The following is a 16,432-nucleotide window of genomic DNA, read 5'->3' on the forward strand; positions in this document are numbered from 1 at the left end:
ATATCCATAAGTTGCTGTTTTTAAATATTTTTCGGGTGTTAGTGGGTGTGTGTGTTGGGGGGGGGGGGGGGCGCGGGGGCGCCGTGGCCCCGGCCCAACGCCGTTCTACCGGATGAACTGTGCTCGTGACGCTTTGAAAACAGCTTCCAACGGACATGGTTGCCTTGAAAAGGCGGAGTGATTCTACGGCAAAAATTAGCCGAAAGTAAGGCGGCGAAGAAGACTTTAACGGGTGACCCTGGTTAGACAAAGGGCTAACATGGGGCCGTGTTCCACCGCCAAGCCGTTGTTTTTTCATGTCCAACCAATCCATCAAGACGCCTTGCGTCGGCCTCTGCTCCACCGTGTATGGAGACCTGGTGTGCCGCGGCTGCAAGCGCTTCCACCACGAAGTGATCCACTGGAACGGCTACGACGACGAGCAGAAGCGCGCCGTGTGGCTGCGCCTGGAGCAACTGCTGGTGCAGGTGATGATGGCCAAGCTGGAAGTGTTCGACAAAGCGCGCTTGCGTGAGCAGCTCGAACAGCGTTCGATCCGCTATGTGGCACAGCAGTCGGAATATTGCTGGGCCTACCAGCTGATCGCCCGCGGGGCGCGGATGATTCGTGACCTGGAGGCCTACGGGATGGCCTTGCTGCCGGAGTTCCGCGACTGGGAGCTGCCACAGCTGCGCGACGCCATCGACCGGGAATTCTTTTTGCTTTCCGAGGCGCATTACCAGCGCTATATCGCCCCGAGCTTCTTGCGTGATGCTTTGGCGGCAGATCAGAAATAAGCGTTGCCCTCATCGCTGGCAAGCCAGCTCCCACAGGTTCCGCGCTGTCTTAAGAACGTGCGCAAGACCTGTGGGAGCTGGCTTGCCAGCGATAGGGCCCATGCAGATGCTCGATCAGTCGCCGGTGTACTCGCACCCGCTGGTGCAGGTCTCGTGGATGCGCACCTTCGACAGTTCCGGCAGCAGCGGCTTGACCTGATCCCAGATCCACTTGGCGATCACTTCGCTGGTGGGGTTTTCCAGCCCGGGAATATCGTTCAGGTAGTTATGGTCCAGTTGCTCGTAGATCGGCTTGAAGATCGCCTTGATCTCGGAGAAGTCGCGGATCCAGCCGGTGTGCGGATCGAGCGGGCCGGTCAGGTGCAGGGCGACCTTGAACGAATGGCCATGCAGGCGGCCGCACTTGTGCCCGGCCGGGACGTTGGGCAGGCGGTGAGCCGATTCGAAGGTAAATTCCTTAAAGATTTCCACGCTGGCATAACTCTGTGTGAATCAACGATGCGCGCAGTCTACCAGCATGCCCGCTACAAGGCTTGCAACTGATCCTGCAACCGCCCGGTGGCGATCAGCTCCAGCAGTTCGTCGCCCAGGCGCCGGCTTTCGGCGATGGCCTTGTACCAGTAGCGCTTGCGGCTCGGCGCATCGCCCATGAAACGCTTGAAGTCGTTGCGATCCGGCAGCTTGCCGTAGGGCAGGGCGGCGAGGTACTGCGGCGACGGGGTCATCAGCAACACATTCTGCAGGCGTGTGGCATTGCCCTTGCGCCAGGGCAGGGCCTTGTCGAACCAGCCGGGCACCACCTTGTCGGTGAAGTGCGGGTAGAGCACCAGGTCGTCGCCCCGGTAGGGCAGGTCCAGATGGTAGTCGAGCAAGCCGCCGTCGCGGTAGGTGCCGGCACCCGCGCCGGGGATGTCGCGCACACCCTCCATGACCATCGGGATCGAACCCGAGGCGAGCAGGGCGTGGCGCAGGTTGGCCAGGTCCAGCGGCAGGCTGCGCGAGGGGAAGTCGGTGAGCGCCTCCAGCGGCGGCGCGGCACGTTCATCGTGCAGGATCACCCGCTCGAAGTGCCGCGCCAGGCGCGAGCGGCCCAGCAGGTTGCTGGCGATCACCGAGCCCAGCCCCACCCCCAGGCGTGCGCGGTGGTCGTGGGCGAGTTGGCCGTGGCTCTTCACCACCAGGATGTTCAGGCGATAGTGCGGGTTGGCGAGGATCTGCCCATCGCGGCCCTGCAGCAGGTCGTCGAGCATGCGTTGGCAGCTCTGGCTGATTTCCCTGGGGGTCACGCCCTTGGCGAAATCCTGCTCGGTATACAGCTCGCCCAGGCGGCGGATGCCGGCCACCGGGTCGTCGAGGCAGGCACTGGCGAAACGCCAGGAGCCGATCGAGGCGCCGATCAATGCCCGTTGCCGTGGTGCCGTCGGCAGCCATTCACCGAACAGCGCCAGGTCCAGGCCCTGGATTCCCAAGGGCTTGGGGCCACCGGCGGCGCCCGGCAGCACGCCGACATCGGCGGCCAGCAGGCCGCGCTCGCGAATCTGCCGCAAGGCGCGCTGGCCGGCCTTGAAGGTCAGGGCGGGGTACTTGATGTGGATGGCGCTCATGGCGGGGTCTCGGGCAGGGCAGGCGGGCAGTATAGGGCTTTATCGCGAGGCGGCGATGCCATCACCGCCCCACGTGGCCGCGACAAGGTCGCAAGCTGCGCTATCATGCGGCCAGCTGTTTTCAGGTTGAGTTAAGGACCGGTGGTTAATCTTAACCCCGTAGACAAATTGCACATCTCGCAGGAGAGAACCTCATGAAAACTTTGACTGCCCTTGTTACTACCGCCGCCCTGATGCTTGGCGCGAGCGTTGCCTTGGCCGATGTGCCGGCTCACGAGATCAGCGGCCTGGAAAAGGCAGGTACCGTTCAGTCGTTGCAAAAAATCGCAGACATCGCCAAGGCCAAGCACCCCGGCTCCACCATCAAGGATTCCGAGCTGGAAAACACCTATGGCCGTTATGTGCTCAAGGTCGAGCTGCGTGATGCGCAGAACGCCGAATGGGACGTGGACGTTGATGCCAAGACTGGTGAAGTGCTGCGGGACGCTCGGGACAACTGATGAGCGATCTACCGCGAACGGCGCGCTATCTTGCCTTTGCGCTGTTGACCGTCTGTTCGCTGGCCGCCGCGCGCGACCTGGACCAGGATGAAGCCCTGGAGCTTCGGCAAAAGGGCATCATCCTGCCACTGGAGCAATTGCTCGAAGCCGCCCTGGGGCGTTACCCCGGGGCACGGCTGCTGGAGGCGGAACTGGAAGAGAAGCACGAGCGCTACGAGTACGAGGTCGAACTGCTGACCCCGGCAGGCGTGGTGCGCGAGATCAAGCTCGACGCCCGCACCGGCGCGCTGCTCAAAGACGAGGAAGACGACTGAATGCGCCTGCTGCTTGTCGAGGACAATGTCCCCCTGGCCGATGAACTGACCGCCACCCTGCAGCGCCAGGGTTATGCCGTGGACTGGCTGGCCGATGGCCGCGATGCGGTGTACCAGGGCCAAAGCGAACCCTACGACCTGATCATCCTCGATCTGGGCCTGCCTGGGCTGCCGGGGCTCGAAGTACTGGGGCAATGGCGCGCAAGCGGTCTGGCCACCCCGGTGCTGATCCTCACCGCCCGTGGCTCCTGGGCCGAGCGTATCGAGGGACTCAAGGCCGGGGCCGACGACTACCTGAGCAAGCCCTTCCACCCCGAGGAGCTGCAACTGCGCATCCAGGCCCTGTTGCGCCGGGCCAAGGGGCTGGCCAACCAGCCGAAACTGGAAGCGGCCGGCCTGCATCTGGACGAGTCGCGCCAGTGCGTGAGCCGTGAGGGTGCCGATGTCCAGCTCACCGCCGCCGAGTTCCGCCTGTTGCGCTATTTCATGCTGCATCCGGGGCAGGTGCTGTCCAAGAGCCACCTGGCCGAGCACCTTTACGACGGGGAAACCGAGCGTGATTCCAATGTGCTGGAAGTGCACGTCAACCACCTGCGGCGCAAACTGGGGCGCAGCGTGATCGAGACCCGCCGCGGCCAGGGCTACGTGTATGCCGGGGGCGCCGCGTGAAGTCGATCCAGGCGCGCCTGAGCCTGGGCCTGGTGGCGGTACTGGTAGTGGTTGGGCTGGCCCTGGCGCAGTTGACCCTGTGGCTGTTCGAGGCGGGCCTGCAGCGTTACCTGGAAGCTGGCCTGCGCAAGGAAAGCGAAAACCTGCTGGTGGCGCTGGTGCGTGGCCCGTCCGGCCTGCAGTTGGACGAGCGACGGCTGTCGGCAGCCTACCAGCAGCCGTTCTCGGGCTACTACTTCCGCATTGATTTCGACCAGGGTACCTGGCGCTCCCGATCGTTATGGGACATGGACATGCCCAAGCCTGGCAAGCCCGGCCTGGACGATGGCCACGAACTCGGTCCCGACGGCCAGCAACTGCTGGCCTATCGCGGGGACTACCGGCGGCTCGGCCAGGACATCTCAATCAGCGTGGCCCAGGACTACTCACCGGTGCGTGAGGGCTTTCGACGCATGCAACAGATCGGCCTGGGCCTGGGGCTGGTAGCGTTGATATTGGTACTGGTGCTGCAACGCCTCACCGTGACCCGCTCGTTGCGCCCGCTGGAGCGGGCGCGCCAGCAGATCGCCCAGTTGCAGCAGGGCCAGCGCTCGCAACTGGACGCCGAAGTGCCCAGCGAACTGCAACCGCTGGTGGACCAGATCAACCACCTGTTGACCCATACCGAAGACAGCCTGCGCCGTTCGCGCAATGCCCTGGGCAACCTCGGCCATGCCTTGAAGACGCCGCTGGCGGTACTTGTCAGCCTGGCTACCAGTGAACGCCTGCAGGCGTTGCCCGAGGTGCGCGCGCAAATGCGCGAGCAACTGGAGCAGATCCAGCAACGCCTGGCCCGCGAACTCAACCGCGCGCGCCTGGCCGGCGATGCCTTGCCTGGCGCGCAGTTCGATTGCGACGCTGAACTGCCCGGGCTGCTGGCGACGCTGGGGATGATCCATGGTGAAGGCTTGCTGCTCGAACGCGACGCGCCGCCCGGCCTGTTGCTGCCCTGGGACCGCGAGGATTTACTGGAGCTGCTCGGCAACCTGCTGGACAACGCCTGCAAATGGGCCGACAGCGAGGTGCGCCTGGGCATCGCGCCCACCACCGAGGGCTACCAGTTGATGGTCGATGACGATGGCCCGGGCATCCCTGAGGCGCAACGCCTGCAAGTGCTCGAGCGCGGCTCGCGGCTGGACGAGCAGGTCGATGGCCATGGCCTGGGGCTAGGCATCGTGCGCGACATCGTCGAGGCCTGGGGTGGGCGCATTGCGCTGCTGGAAAGCCCACTGGGCGGGTTGCGAGTGAGTATCGAGCTGCCCCGCAAGGTCCGCTGAATCAATCCGTTCCTGCCGAGGGACCGGATCAAGCCTGCAAAAAAATTGCAGTACAGCCGCAGTTTTTTGAATTGGCCCAGCGCCACCCGCGCCCGGCACAATGCCGGCCACGAAACCTTGCGGTTTCCATCTCTCCAAGGAAGGAGCCCCTTGCGCCACTGCATTGCGCAACACAGGGCCCAGGCCGGTCGCGCTGGGCTTTCTTTTTACAATCAGAAGAACACGATCAAAATCACCTCGATGTCTGCCTCGCGTCCCGAATCCCGCCTGCAGCGCCTGCTGCCGGCGCCCCTGAACATCCCTCCCCGAGAATGGTTGCGAGCAGGCCTAGGCGCGCTGCTTGGACTGTTTCTTGCGGGTTACCTGTGCAGCCTGGCCTATGGGCCATCGATCGCCCTGCATTTGCTGGGGCCGCTGGCAGCCTCGGCGGTGCTGGTGTTCGCCGTGCACTCGGGCCCGTTGGCCCAGCCCTGGCCCGTACTGGGCAGTTATGCGTTGGCGGCTGCCGTGGGCCTGGCCATGCGTCACGCATACGGCGATGGGTTGTGGGTCGCGGCCGCGGCGTTGGGCATCGCCATCCTGGCGATGTGCCTGCTGCGCTGCCTGCACCCGCCCGGTGGCGGCGTGGCGGCCAGCGCCGTGCTGGCCGACCCGGGGCTGGTGGCCATGGGTGACCACCTGCTCGAGCCGGTATTGCTCAATGCGCTGATCCTGGTCGGCGTGGCCGTGCTCTACAACCGCCTGACCGGCGTGCGCTACCCCAAGGGCGCGACCCCGCGCCGCGACCTGCACCACACCCACGACGCGCTGCCGGGCGATCGAGTCGGCATCTGCGCCGCAGACCTGGACCAGGCCCTGGAGGAGATCGGCGAGTTCGTCGATGTCACCCGTGACGAGCTGGAGCGGATCATCCTGGCCACCGAGCAACACGCCCTGCACCGTAGCCTGGGCGGCATCACCGCCAGTTCGGTGATGTCCCGCGACGTGCAGTGGGCAACGCCGCGCACCACCCTCGAACAGGCCTGGAAGCTGCTGTCCGGCCATCACCTCAAGACCCTGCCGGTACTGGAAGAGGGGCGCTTGGTGGGGATCGTCAGCCTCAGCGACCTGGTCGGCCCGGCCATGGCGCGTGGGCGTTTCAGCTGGCGTGGCCTGTTCCGGCGCAAGGTGGTGCGCTTGGAACAGGTGATGAGCCGTCGGGTGGTCAGCGTCGGCAGCCAGCATCCGCTGGAGCGCCTGTTGCCGTTACTCAGTGAGCAGGGGCTGCACTGCCTGCCGGTGCTCGACGATGAAAAGCTGGTGGGGGTGATCACCCAGACCGACCTGATCGCCGGCCTCAAGCGGCACCTGCTCACTGCCGCGGCGCAGGGCTCAGATCACCGGGTCCCAGCGCTGTGACCAGTCGCTTTCGCCAGCGGCCACCAGCCGGCGCAACACGCTGAAGGCCTGCTGCAACGCCTCGCTGTCGCGCTCGCGGGCATGCACCAGGAAGGTCGGGTAGGTGAACTCCGGCGCCTGGGGCACGCGCTCGAACACCCCGCTTTGCAGGTAGGCCTGGACCACCCGGGTGCGGAAATAGCCGCTGCCGCCGTGCTCGAGAATGAACTGCAGGGCCAGGGGCCCGAGGTTGAAGCTCAGGGCCGGGCGCGACAGCTCGGGCAGGGCGGCGTCGTGCTGGCGGCGGAAAGCTTCGCCCCAGTCGATGTAGATGTACGGATCGGGCGCATCGACCCGGCGCACACGGATCAGCTTCTCTTCCATCAATTGCTCGATTTGCAGGCCAGGACCATAGGTCGGTTGGTAGACCAGCGCGGCGTCGAGCAAGCCCATCTCCACCTTGCGCAGCAGTGCTTCGCCATCGCTGACCTCGCTGCGGATGGCATGGCTGGGCAGGCCCTGGTGCAAGGCGCTGACCCAGTCGAGCAGCATCGGATTGCCCAGGCTCACTTCGGCGCCCACATGCAGCACCAGCTGGCAGCCCTGGGGCAGCGGCAGGTCACGGCGCGCCGCCTCCCAGGTCTGCACCAGCTGGTTGGCATAGCTGACGAAGGCCTCGCCGTCAGCGGTCAGGCTGGCGCCGTTGCGGCTGCGCACCAACAGCTGGCAGCCCAGTTGCTGCTCCAGGCGCTGCACACGGGCGCTGATTGCCGTCTGCGAGACGAACAGCCGTTCAGCCGCGGCGACCAGACTGCCGCAGCGGACGATTTCCAGGAAGGTACGGGCCTGATCGATGTCCATGGTGCTGCTTCTGTGGCTGGAGAGGCGGCCTATTCTAGTGTGGTGTTTTGCAAATACGACCAATAAATCGCGAGCGACTTTTGCGCTCAGGCAAGGCGTCGCGACGAGTCGTAGCCCAGCTACGGCGAGGAGCGACAACGCTGCATGAGCGCAAAAAGCGCCGCGAGTTATGGTCGTTATTTGTGAAACACCACACTAGATCTATTGCACCTGTTTGGGGCGCTGGTTCAGCCACGTGCCAGCTCAGCCAGGTGTGCCGTGGCCTCTTCGCTCTTGAGTACCAGCACATCGCCTTCCAGCGCATCCAGGACCACTTCCGCCGTGTTGCCGATCAGCGCCCCGGAGATGCCGGTGCGGGCCACGGTGCCGAGGATGGTCACCACAGCGTCAAGTTTCTTCTCGGTATAGGGAATCAGTACGTCGGCCGGTCCTTCGGCGATATGCAGCCTGTCATCGGTAATATCGAATTCCGCCTGGAACGCCGTGCACGCCTCGCGATAGCGTTTCTCGATGGTCTCCGTGAGCTGATAGACCGGGTCGGAAGCCGACAGCATCGGCGATGGATGGGCGCTGATCACGTGCAGTTGGCCTTTGGCCAGGCTGGCGATGTCATAGCCGTGATCAATGATGCTGGCGTGCAACAGACGATGGGCCTCGTCCTGGTTGCCCACATCCACCGCCGCCAGGATCACGCCGCCGGTCCAGGGGCGTTCGCTCTTGACCATCAGCACCGCGCAGGGGCACGCGCGCAGCAGCTTCCAGTCACTGGGGGTCAGCAATGCCTTGCGCAAGGGGTTTTCCGGGCGGTGCTCCTTGATCACCAGTTCACAGCCTTCCGCTTGCTGCACATGGATGATCGACTGGTGCAGGCTGTCCTTCCACTTCTGTTCATGGGTGACATTGTCGTAGCCATCATCATGCAACTGGCTGCTTAGCAGGCTCAACAGCGCGCTGTGGTCCTGCTTCTTGTCGCACATCAGCAGGTGCAGGCGCGCACCGGTCACCCCGGCAATCAGTTTGGCCCGGGTCAGGGCCCGGCTATGGGCGTGCTCGGGGTCGAGGACGACGAGGATGCTGCGCACGGCTTGCATGGACGTGAACTCCTTTCGCGGATGGCGACCAATGCTTGACTATAGACGGCGCGGCGGCTGTTGCCGGTTGATCTGCATCAAGCATAGTCACTGGCGCTCGCCACCGCCGCCGGTATAATCGCCGGTCCCGCCGATGTCCCGTGTGATTGTGAGTACCATGTCCCTGATTCCTGAAATCGATGCCTTCCTGGGTTGCCGCACCCCTGACGCCTGGATCGAGGCGGCACTGGCCGACCAGGAAACCCTGCTGATCGATCACAAGAATTGCGAGTTCAAGGCCGCCAGCACGGCGCTGAGCCTGATCGCCAAGTACAACACCCATCTCGACCTGATCAACATGATGTCGCGCCTGGCCCGCGAGGAACTGGTGCACCACGAGCAAGTGCTGCGTCTGATGAAGCGCCGCGGCGTGCCGCTACGGCCGGTGTCGGCAGGGCGCTATGCCTCTGGGCTGCGGCGGCTGGTGCGGGCGCATGAACCGGTGAAGCTGGTGGACACCCTGGTAGTGGGGGCTTTCATCGAGGCGCGCAGCTGCGAACGCTTCGCCGCCCTGGTGCCGCACCTGGACGAGGAGTTGGGCACCTTCTATCACGGCCTGCTCAAGAGCGAGGCGCGACACTATCAAGGTTATCTGAAGCTGGCTCACCAGTATGGCGACGAAGCGGACATTGCCAGGGTTGTGGAGCAGGTGCGCGAAGCGGAGGTCGGGCTGATCACCTCGCCCGACCAGGAACTGCGTTTCCACAGCGGTATTCCCCAGGCGCAAGCCGCCTGAGTTATTGCCGGCGACCGAGCAGCAACCCGACCACCAGGCCGAAGCCTGCGGAAATCGCCACGGTCTGCCAGGGGTGACCTCCGATATACTCCTGTGTCGCCTCGACCACCGGCTGCGCCTTCTGGCCCAGGCGGCTGGTGGCATCGCGCGCCTGGCGCAACTTGAGCCCCAGTTGCGCGCGCATGCCTTCGGCTTCCTCGCCGACCAGCGACGCGCTGTCGCTGAGCAGCTTCTCGGATTCCTCGATCAATGCCTGCAGTTCGCTGAACACCTGATCCTTGATCTGGTCGTTGTTGCCTTGCGCAGCGGTTTTCCTGGCCATGTACACATCCTCGTGAAGGGTTGGGCGTTGAACAGTGGATGCCACGGTGACGGGAAAGTTGCAGTGGCGTACCGGTGGCGCGTCGACGCAGTGTAAGATAGCGCCCATTTTCCAGCGGCAGGTAATACCCGATGAGTTTCAATCTGGCCAACATGAGCTTCCAGGAACGGGCGCAGATCGAGGCAGAAAAGGCCCGCTTGTTCGACTACTGGCAGAACAACCTGGGCAAGGCCAAGGGCGAGGCGGCGCGACTGATCGCAGAGAAGCCGCGGCGCAAGGGCAAATGGGCGGAATGGGTACGTGCCGAACTCGACGTCATGTCGCCGCCGGAGTTCAACCAACTGGTGCGCAGCGAAGTGAACAAGATGATGGCCGCCGCCAGCGCCAACCGCTGAGCCAGGCGAACACCCCGAACGCCTGCGCTGGAGAATCCAACAGACCTTCCTGACTGGAGTTCCCTCGATGCCCAAGTCCATCGTCGCCGCCCTGCAGATCGGTTCCCTGCCTGGCGGCAAGGCCGCCACCCTGGCGCAGATCCTCGACTACGAGCAGGCTATCCATGATGCCGGCGCCAGCCTGGTGGTGATGCCCGAGGCCTTGCTCGGTGGCTACCCGAAAGGCGAAGGGTTCGGCACCCAGCTCGGCTATCGCCTGCCCGAGGGGCGTGAAGCCTTCGCCCGCTATTTCGCCAATGCCATTGATGTACCGGGGCCCGAGACCGACACCTTGGCCGGCTTGTCGGCGCGTACCGGAGCGAGCCTGGTGATCGGCGTGATCGAGCGCAGCGGCAATACCCTGTATTGCACGGTGCTGTTCTTCGAGCCGCACACCGGCCTGGTGGCCAAGCACCGCAAGCTGATGCCCACCGGTACCGAGCGGCTGATCTGGGGCAAGGGCGACGGCTCCACACTGCCGGTAATCGAAAGCCGTGCCGGGCGCATCGGCGCGGCAGTGTGCTGGGAGAACTACATGCCGCTGCTGCGCACTGCGATGTACGCCAAGGGTGTGCAACTGTGGTGCGCGCCGACAGTGGACGAGCGCGAGCTTTGGCAGGTGAGCATGCGCCATATCGCCGCCGAGGGGCGCTGCTTTGTCATCAGCGCCTGCCAGGTGCAGGATTCGCCCGCCGCACTGGGCCTGGAGGTGGCCAACTGGCCGGCCGAACGGCCATTGATCAACGGCGGCAGCGTGATCGTCGGCCCACTTGGGGAGGTGCTGGCCGGGCCGCTGGTGGGCGAGCGTGGCCTGCTTTGCGCCGAGGTCGATACCGATGAACTGGTGCGTGCACGCTACGACTTCGACGTGGTCGGCCACTATGCGCGGCCGGATGTGTTCGAGCTCAGCGTGGACGAGCGTCCGCGGCCCGGAGTACGTTTCGTCGGTTCATCCGGCGCAGGTGAGTGATCTGCCAGCCTGCCGGTAAAGCTGATTACCAGGCAGGGCCTGCGGTCGTTGGCAGGTCGAGCTTGCCTTTGTCGGTAAAGCGCACGGTACCCAGCGGCCCTCCCGCCAGCTTGCCGCGCAATACATAGGGCAGGCCCTGCAGCGAGTCCACCCGGCTCAGGCCGTAGGCCTGGCGCAGGAAGGCGAAGGCGGTGACGCTCACCGGCACCACCAGCACCGCTTCGTCGTAGCGGCCGATATGCCCGCGCTGGTCGCTCACCCCGGCCGCCAGGGGCTGGTCGTTGACCTCCAGGTTGAGGGCGATGCCGTTGAAATCCACCGGGGTTTCGTTGGGGTTCTGCACGCGGATCTTCACGGCCATGCGCAGCTCCAGGTCCTGGCCGGGCAGGGGGTCGATGCCGATCACGCTGATGTTCAGCGGGTCGCGACCCTGGAACAGGGCGCAGGCATTCAGGCCAAGGGTCAGCAGCAGGATCAGGCAGACGCGGGCATACATGGTGATCAAGGCCTCGTGGCGCGGGCGAGTCGGCAGTGTCGCAAATGCGCGGTGGTGATGAAAGCGGGGCCTGCCGACGTTCCGGGCCTAGCGCGAGCTGAATGTCATGCGCAGGTCTTCCATGAAGGCTTGCTGCGCCTCGCCGGGTGTTTGCCCGCGATGCCTGGCCAGGGTGAACGGCACCACGAAATCCAGCGCGGTATCCAACGCTCGCAACAGGCCTTGGGCTTCCCAGGGCGCGGCACAGTGGCACGGCAGAAAGCCGATGTGTCGTCCTGAAAGGATGAACGTCAAGGCGCTGTCGATCTGCTCTGCCACCGCCATGCTGTGGCGGCTCTGGAAGGGCTCGCCCTGTTTGAGAAAACGATAGGGGTGGCTCACTTGGTCGGCCTCGAGCAACTGCTCGCGGGTTACCTGGGCCTGGGTGAACAAGACGTGCCCCTTGCCGCAGTAAAGCCTCTGGCGCTCCTCGAACAGCGGCAGGTAGTCGAACGCCGCCTGGTTGCCGGAGAAGTAGCTGATGGCGCAGTCCAGGCGCTGCTCCAGCAGCAAGCGTTCGAGTTCGGCCGGTGGCGCGCTGGTCAGTTCCAGGCGCACGCTCTCGTCACGCTGGCGAAACCGCGCGATGGCCTGGGCCAGGCGCAGGCTGACGTCACGGTCCTGGTTCTCGGCCAGGCCGATGCGCACGCTGCCCAGCAAGCGCCCGGCCACGCCATTGGCCTGCTGGCGGAACTGCTCGATCTGCAGCAGCAGGCCGCGGGTGGCCTGCAACAGCAACTCGCCTTTCTCGGTCAGCCGGAAGCCGCCCTTGCCCCGGCTGCACAGGCGATAACCCAGGCGGGTCTCCAGTTTCGCCATCTGCTGGCTGATGCTGGGCTGGCTGAGCCCCAGCACACCCTGGGCGGCGCTGAAGCCGCCGGCCTCGACTACAGTGACGAACAGCCGCAGCAGGTGCAGGTCCGGGTCGTGCAATTGTCCGAGCATCACATTGCTCCTGGTGAATGTCAGCTTCGTAAAGTTGCCATTTTTGCAATGTAACCCGACAGGCATGCTGGCGGCATCCACCCCTATGCCGAGGTGTCCGCCATGCGTTCGACGTTGTGCCTGCTTTCATTGCTGATCGCCCTGCCGCTGCAGGCCGAAGAGAAGGTCGTCAACCTGTACAGCTGGGCCGACTATGTCGCCCCGCAGACCCTGGAGCGTTTCGAGAAGGAGACCGGCTACAAGGTCCGCTACGACACCTTCGACACCACCGAGGTGCTGGAGACCAAGCTGCTCACCGGTGGCAGCGGCTACGACGTGGTGGTGCCGTCGGCCACGGTGTTGGCCCGAGCCCTCAAGGCCGGCGCCCTGCAGCCGCTGGAGGCGCAGGCGATGCCCGGCTATGCCAACCTCGACCCGGACCTGCTGGCCAAGCTGGCCGAGGCCGACCCCGGCAACCGCCATGCCGTGCCTTACACCTGGGGCACGCTGGGGCTGGGGGTGAATGTCGAGGCCGTGCGCCAGCGCCTGGGCGATGTGCCCCTGGACAGCCTCGACCTGCTGTTCAAGCCTGAGTACGCCAGCCGCCTGAAGGACTGCGGCATCGCCATGCCGGACTCGCCACAGGAAGTGATCGGCGTGACCCTCAACTACCTGGGCAAGGACCCTTACAGCCAGGACAAGGCCGACCTGGACGCAGCCCAGGCGCTGTTGCAGCAACTGCAGCCGTCGATCAGCTACGTGGCCAACGGCCGCCAGATCAATGACCTGGCCAATGGCAGTGTGTGCCTGGCGCTCACCTACAACGGCGACGCCGCCATGGCCGCCGACCAGGCGCGCCGCGCCGGCAAGCCATTCGAGCTGATCTACCGCATCCCCCGTGAGGGCACACTGGTGTGGCAGGACAACCTGGTAATCCCCAAGGACGCACCGCATCCTGAGGCTGCACGCGCCTTCATCACCTTCATGCTGCGCCCCGACTCAGTGGCGGCGCTGACCAACACGCTGTTCTTCGCCAACGCCAACCAGGCCGCCACGCCGCTGGTGGACGAGGCGATCCGCGACGACCCGGACATCTATCCCCCGGCCGCGGTGCGCCAGCGCCTGTTCGCCGACCGCAGCATGGCGCTGGCCGACCTGCGCCAGCGCAACCGCCTGTGGACCGCCTTCCGCAGCCGGCAGTGAATGACAACAACAGGAGATATACCGTGGACCTCGCCCAAGACAACGACCAGGCCATCACCCGTGACAGCCTCTACGGCACTGCCGCCGAGAGCACCTACGCCGGCATCACCAGTTTCTCCCGGCGTCGCTACAGCCGCGATTTGCGGGGTGTCGACGTGGTGGTCAGCGGCGTGCCGTTCGACACCGCGACCAGCAATCGGCCCGGCGCGCGCTTCGGTCCGCGTGCGATCCGCGCCGCCTCGGTGCAACAGGCCTGGGCCCGGCACTGGCCATGGGCGTTCGATCCGTTCGACCACCTGGCGGTGATCGACTACGGCGACTGTGCGTTCGATAGCGGTACGCCGCGGTCGGTGCCGCAGAGCATCGAGGCGCATGCCGAGCACATTCTCGAGGCCGGCTGCGCCATGCTCACCTTGGGCGGAGACCATTTCATCAGCTATCCGCTGCTCAAGGCCCATGCCCGTCGGCATGGCCCGCTGGCGCTGGTGCACTTCGACGCGCACAGCGACACCTGGCCGGACGAGGAGGGCCAGCGCATCGACCATGGCACGATGTTCTGGCACGCGGCGCGGGAAGGGCTGGTGGACCCGGCGCGCTCGGTGCAGATCGGCCTGCGCACCACCAACGACGACAGCCAGGGCTTCGCCATTCTCGACGCCCGCCAGGTGCATCGCCAGGGCACCGAGGCGATCGTTGCTGCCATCCGCCAGCGGGTGGGCGACCGGCCGGTGTACCTGACCTTCGATATCGACTGCCTGGACCCGGCCTTCGCCCCCGGCACCGGCACGCCGGTATGCGGCGGCCTGAGCACGGTGCAGGCGCTGGAGATCCTCGGCGGGTTGCGCGGGATCAACCTGGTGGGGATGGACCTGGTGGAGGTGGCGCCGGCCTATGACCATGCCGATATCACCGCGCTGGCCGGCGCGACCCTGGCGATGGAGATGCTGTGCCTGTATGCGGCGCGGCACAAGGTTGATAGAGCCGGGTAACGCCAGGGCCGCGCTGCGGCAATTGCCGGCACGCCGACTACCACAGGAAGGCGCATGGCTCAAGGCTGGTGCGCACGGTGTGGGAGCCGACTTGCCGGCGATTGGGCTGCATGGCAGCCCCAGGGGGCGCATACTGAAACATCAGGACCCAAATTCATCCTTTTGCGTCGAACCCTGCGCGCCGTAGGCTATCCAACCTTCGAGCGCGCCTTTTCGTACCGGAGGTGAAGCATGAATCCCACACTGCCAATCCTGGGCCTCGGCCTGTTGCTGGCCTTGCCACTCCAGGCCGCTCCCTTGGCGTCGCCGCTGATTGCCGCCAACGACAGCAACAACCCGTACAACAGCCCGATCATGCGCGCCAATCCCAACAGCCGTCAGGGCAGCGTGCCGGCAATGCCGCCTGTGCGCGGCCCGTCCACGCAACCCAACCCGCGACCTCCCACACTCGATAATCGCGGCATCGGCAACGGCGAAAACCTGCGCCGCGAACAGCAGACCCCGAACCTGGAACCCACCCGCCCACCACGCGATTCACCGCGCGTGCCGTGAGCCCTTGCGAAGGAAGCGAGCATGACGCCACGCATCTGGTTGACCACCCTGGCCGCCGCCAGCCTGTTCCCCCTGCTGGCGCAGGCCGCCGCAGAACAGCAGTACCCCAGCGAGGAGGGCCGACTGACCGTCAGTACTGTCGCTGACGGCTTGCGCAATCCCTGGGCGCTGGCCTTCCTGCCCGGCGGCAAGGACATGCTGGTCACCGAACGCCCCGGCAACCTGCGCATCGTCAACGCTGAAGGCAAGGTCGGGCCGCCGCTGTCCGGCGTGCCCAAGGTCTGGGCCGAGGGCCAGGGTGGCCTGCTCGATGTGGTGCTCTCGCCTGAGTTCGCCAAGGATCGAACCGTTTACCTGTCCTATGCCGAGGAGGGCAACGATGGCAAGGCGGGTACCGCCGTCGGCCGTGGCCAGCTGACCCAGGACCGGTCGCGCCTGGAGAACTTCACGGTGATCTTCCGCCAGCAGCCCAAGCTGTCCGAAGGCAACCATTTCGGCTCGCGGCTGGTGTTCGACCGTGACGGCTACCTGTTCATCGCCCTGGGCGAGAACAACCAGCGCGCCACGTCGCAGGACCTGGACAAGCTACAGGGCAAGGTCGTGCGCATCCTGTCCGACGGCGAGGTGCCCAAGGACAACCCTTTCGTCGGGCGCGACAACGTACGCCCGGAGATCTGGTCGTTCGGCCACCGCAACCAGCAGGGCGCGGCGCTGAATCCCTGGACCGGCAAGCTCTGGACCCACGAGCATGGCCCGCGTGGCGGCGACGAGATCAACATCCCCAAGGCGGGCACGAACTATGGCTGGCCGATCGCTACCCACGGCATCAATTATTCGTTGCTGCCGATTCCCGAAGCCAAGGGCAAGCATGTCGCTGGCATGGCCGACCCGCATCATGTGTGGGAAAAGTCGCCGGGCATCAGCGGCATGGCGTTCTACGACAGCCCTACGTTCAAGGCCTGGGACCACAGCCTGTTCATCGGAGCGCTGGCGACACAGGAGTTGATCCGGCTGAAGCTCGATGGCGACAAGGTCGTGCATGAAGAAAGACTGTTGGGTGACCTGAAGGCGAGGATTCGCGATGTTCGGGTAGGGCCGGATGGCTATCTGTACGTGCTGACCGATGCCAAGGATGGCGCCTTGCTGAGGGTGGGGCTGACAGAGGGCTGATCGTCCTCGCCTGGAGCAAGGTTGTGGCAGCGGGCTTGCCCCTCGATGGC

The 16,432-nt window shown here is 65.2% G+C and carries 20 protein-coding genes; 13 read left to right on the forward strand and 7 right to left on the reverse strand.

What is annotated here, in order from left to right:
- The first annotated feature begins 296 nt into the window (after window positions 1-296).
- Complete coding sequence (locus tag ACVWY1_RS03355; protein ID WP_046854916.1) at window positions 297-776, forward strand: DUF1289 domain-containing protein; 480 nt, start codon at window positions 297-299, stop codon at window positions 774-776.
- A gap of 114 nt (window positions 777-890) precedes the next feature.
- Here ACVWY1_RS03355 and queD read toward each other — a convergent pair whose 3' ends face one another.
- Window positions 891-1,247 (reverse strand): 6-carboxytetrahydropterin synthase QueD, encoded by a 357-nt coding sequence (gene queD / locus ACVWY1_RS03360; RefSeq protein WP_023630589.1) that lies wholly within the window; start codon window positions 1,245-1,247, stop codon window positions 891-893.
- Window positions 1,248-1,300: 53 nt separating this feature from the next.
- Complete coding sequence (locus ACVWY1_RS03365) at window positions 1,301-2,380, reverse strand: patatin-like phospholipase domain-containing protein (protein ID WP_139669939.1); 1,080 nt, start codon at window positions 2,378-2,380, stop codon at window positions 1,301-1,303.
- A gap of 194 nt (window positions 2,381-2,574) precedes the next feature.
- On the opposite strand from ACVWY1_RS03365, the gene ACVWY1_RS03370 reads away from it, so the two are divergent.
- From ACVWY1_RS03370 to ACVWY1_RS03390, 5 genes are all read left to right on the forward strand, one after another.
- Entirely contained in the window at window positions 2,575-2,880 is a 306-nt protein-coding gene (locus ACVWY1_RS03370) for a PepSY domain-containing protein (protein ID WP_102683272.1), read from the forward strand.
- Entirely contained in the window at window positions 2,880-3,194 is a 315-nt protein-coding gene (locus ACVWY1_RS03375; RefSeq protein WP_102683273.1) for a PepSY domain-containing protein, read from the forward strand. The genes ACVWY1_RS03370 and ACVWY1_RS03375 overlap by 1 nt, the downstream gene beginning before the upstream one ends.
- Entirely contained in the window at window positions 3,195-3,863 is a 669-nt protein-coding gene (locus ACVWY1_RS03380; RefSeq protein WP_457377782.1) for a response regulator transcription factor, read from the forward strand.
- A complete protein-coding gene (locus tag ACVWY1_RS03385; protein ID WP_277504966.1) occupies window positions 3,860-5,179 on the forward strand; it encodes a sensor histidine kinase in 1,320 nt (439 codons plus the stop codon). Before ACVWY1_RS03380 ends, ACVWY1_RS03385 begins: the two co-directional genes overlap by 4 nt.
- A 240-nt stretch (window positions 5,180-5,419) precedes the next feature.
- Entirely contained in the window at window positions 5,420-6,577 is a 1,158-nt protein-coding gene (locus tag ACVWY1_RS03390; RefSeq protein WP_139669944.1) for an HPP family protein, read from the forward strand.
- On the opposite strand, the gene ACVWY1_RS03395 is transcribed toward ACVWY1_RS03390, so the two are convergent.
- Both ACVWY1_RS03395 and ACVWY1_RS03400 read right to left on the reverse strand, forming a co-directional pair.
- The gene (locus tag ACVWY1_RS03395) at window positions 6,551-7,417 is read right to left on the reverse strand and encodes a LysR family transcriptional regulator (RefSeq protein WP_457377783.1); all 867 of its coding nucleotides are present in this window, start codon (window positions 7,415-7,417) and stop codon (window positions 6,551-6,553) included. The genes ACVWY1_RS03390 and ACVWY1_RS03395 overlap by 27 nt on opposite strands.
- 227 nt (window positions 7,418-7,644) lie before the next feature.
- A complete protein-coding gene (locus ACVWY1_RS03400; protein WP_277504965.1) occupies window positions 7,645-8,508 on the reverse strand; it encodes a universal stress protein in 864 nt (287 codons plus the stop codon).
- A gap of 157 nt (window positions 8,509-8,665) precedes the next feature.
- Between ACVWY1_RS03400 and miaE the strand changes: the two genes are divergently transcribed.
- Window positions 8,666-9,283, forward strand: a complete 618-nt coding sequence (gene miaE / locus ACVWY1_RS03405) for a tRNA-(ms[2]io[6]A)-hydroxylase (protein ID WP_046854995.1) — start codon at window positions 8,666-8,668, stop codon at window positions 9,281-9,283.
- Window position 9,284: 1 nt separating this feature from the next.
- Here the strand turns inward: miaE and ACVWY1_RS03410 are convergent, their stop codons facing one another.
- Window positions 9,285-9,605 carry a DUF883 family protein gene (locus ACVWY1_RS03410; protein WP_031315252.1) on the reverse strand — a complete coding sequence of 107 codons (321 nt, stop codon included), beginning with the start codon at window positions 9,603-9,605 and terminating at the stop codon, window positions 9,285-9,287.
- Window positions 9,606-9,736: 131 nt separating this feature from the next.
- Here ACVWY1_RS03410 and ACVWY1_RS03415 point away from each other — a divergent pair, with 131 nt between their 5' ends.
- Entirely contained in the window at window positions 9,737-10,000 is a 264-nt protein-coding gene (locus ACVWY1_RS03415) for a hypothetical protein (RefSeq protein ID WP_277504962.1), read from the forward strand.
- 67 nt (window positions 10,001-10,067) lie between these two features.
- The gene (locus ACVWY1_RS03420) at window positions 10,068-11,009 is read left to right on the forward strand and encodes a carbon-nitrogen hydrolase family protein (protein ID WP_110700896.1); all 942 of its coding nucleotides are present in this window, start codon (window positions 10,068-10,070) and stop codon (window positions 11,007-11,009) included.
- A 25-nt stretch (window positions 11,010-11,034) separates the two neighbouring features.
- Here the strand turns inward: ACVWY1_RS03420 and ACVWY1_RS03425 are convergent, their stop codons facing one another.
- Entirely contained in the window at window positions 11,035-11,505 is a 471-nt protein-coding gene (locus tag ACVWY1_RS03425) for an LEA type 2 family protein (RefSeq protein WP_277504959.1), read from the reverse strand.
- An 87-nt stretch (window positions 11,506-11,592) separates the two neighbouring features.
- Window positions 11,593-12,489 (reverse strand): LysR family transcriptional regulator, encoded by an 897-nt coding sequence (locus ACVWY1_RS03430; protein ID WP_277504958.1) that lies wholly within the window; start codon window positions 12,487-12,489, stop codon window positions 11,593-11,595.
- 102 nt (window positions 12,490-12,591) lie between these two features.
- Between ACVWY1_RS03430 and ACVWY1_RS03435 the strand changes: the two genes are divergently transcribed.
- The 4 genes from ACVWY1_RS03435 (at window position 12,592) to ACVWY1_RS03450 (ending at window position 16,382) form a co-directional block, all read left to right on the forward strand.
- Complete coding sequence (locus ACVWY1_RS03435; protein ID WP_102683281.1) at window positions 12,592-13,671, forward strand: extracellular solute-binding protein; 1,080 nt, start codon at window positions 12,592-12,594, stop codon at window positions 13,669-13,671.
- Window positions 13,672-13,694: 23 nt separating this feature from the next.
- Window positions 13,695-14,660: an agmatinase gene (gene speB, locus ACVWY1_RS03440; protein WP_277504957.1), complete on the forward strand. Its 966-nt coding sequence runs from the start codon at window positions 13,695-13,697 to the stop codon at window positions 14,658-14,660.
- A 231-nt stretch (window positions 14,661-14,891) separates the two neighbouring features.
- On the forward strand, window positions 14,892-15,212 hold the full coding sequence (locus tag ACVWY1_RS03445) for a hypothetical protein (protein ID WP_457377784.1): 321 nt from the start codon (window positions 14,892-14,894) through the stop codon (window positions 15,210-15,212).
- Window positions 15,213-15,233: 21 nt separating this feature from the next.
- Window positions 15,234-16,382 carry a PQQ-dependent sugar dehydrogenase gene (locus tag ACVWY1_RS03450; RefSeq protein WP_457377785.1) on the forward strand — a complete coding sequence of 383 codons (1,149 nt, stop codon included), beginning with the start codon at window positions 15,234-15,236 and terminating at the stop codon, window positions 16,380-16,382.
- Window positions 16,383-16,432 lie beyond the last annotated feature (50 nt).

The sequence above is a fragment of the Pseudomonas sp. TE6288 genome (genome assembly GCF_054062095.1).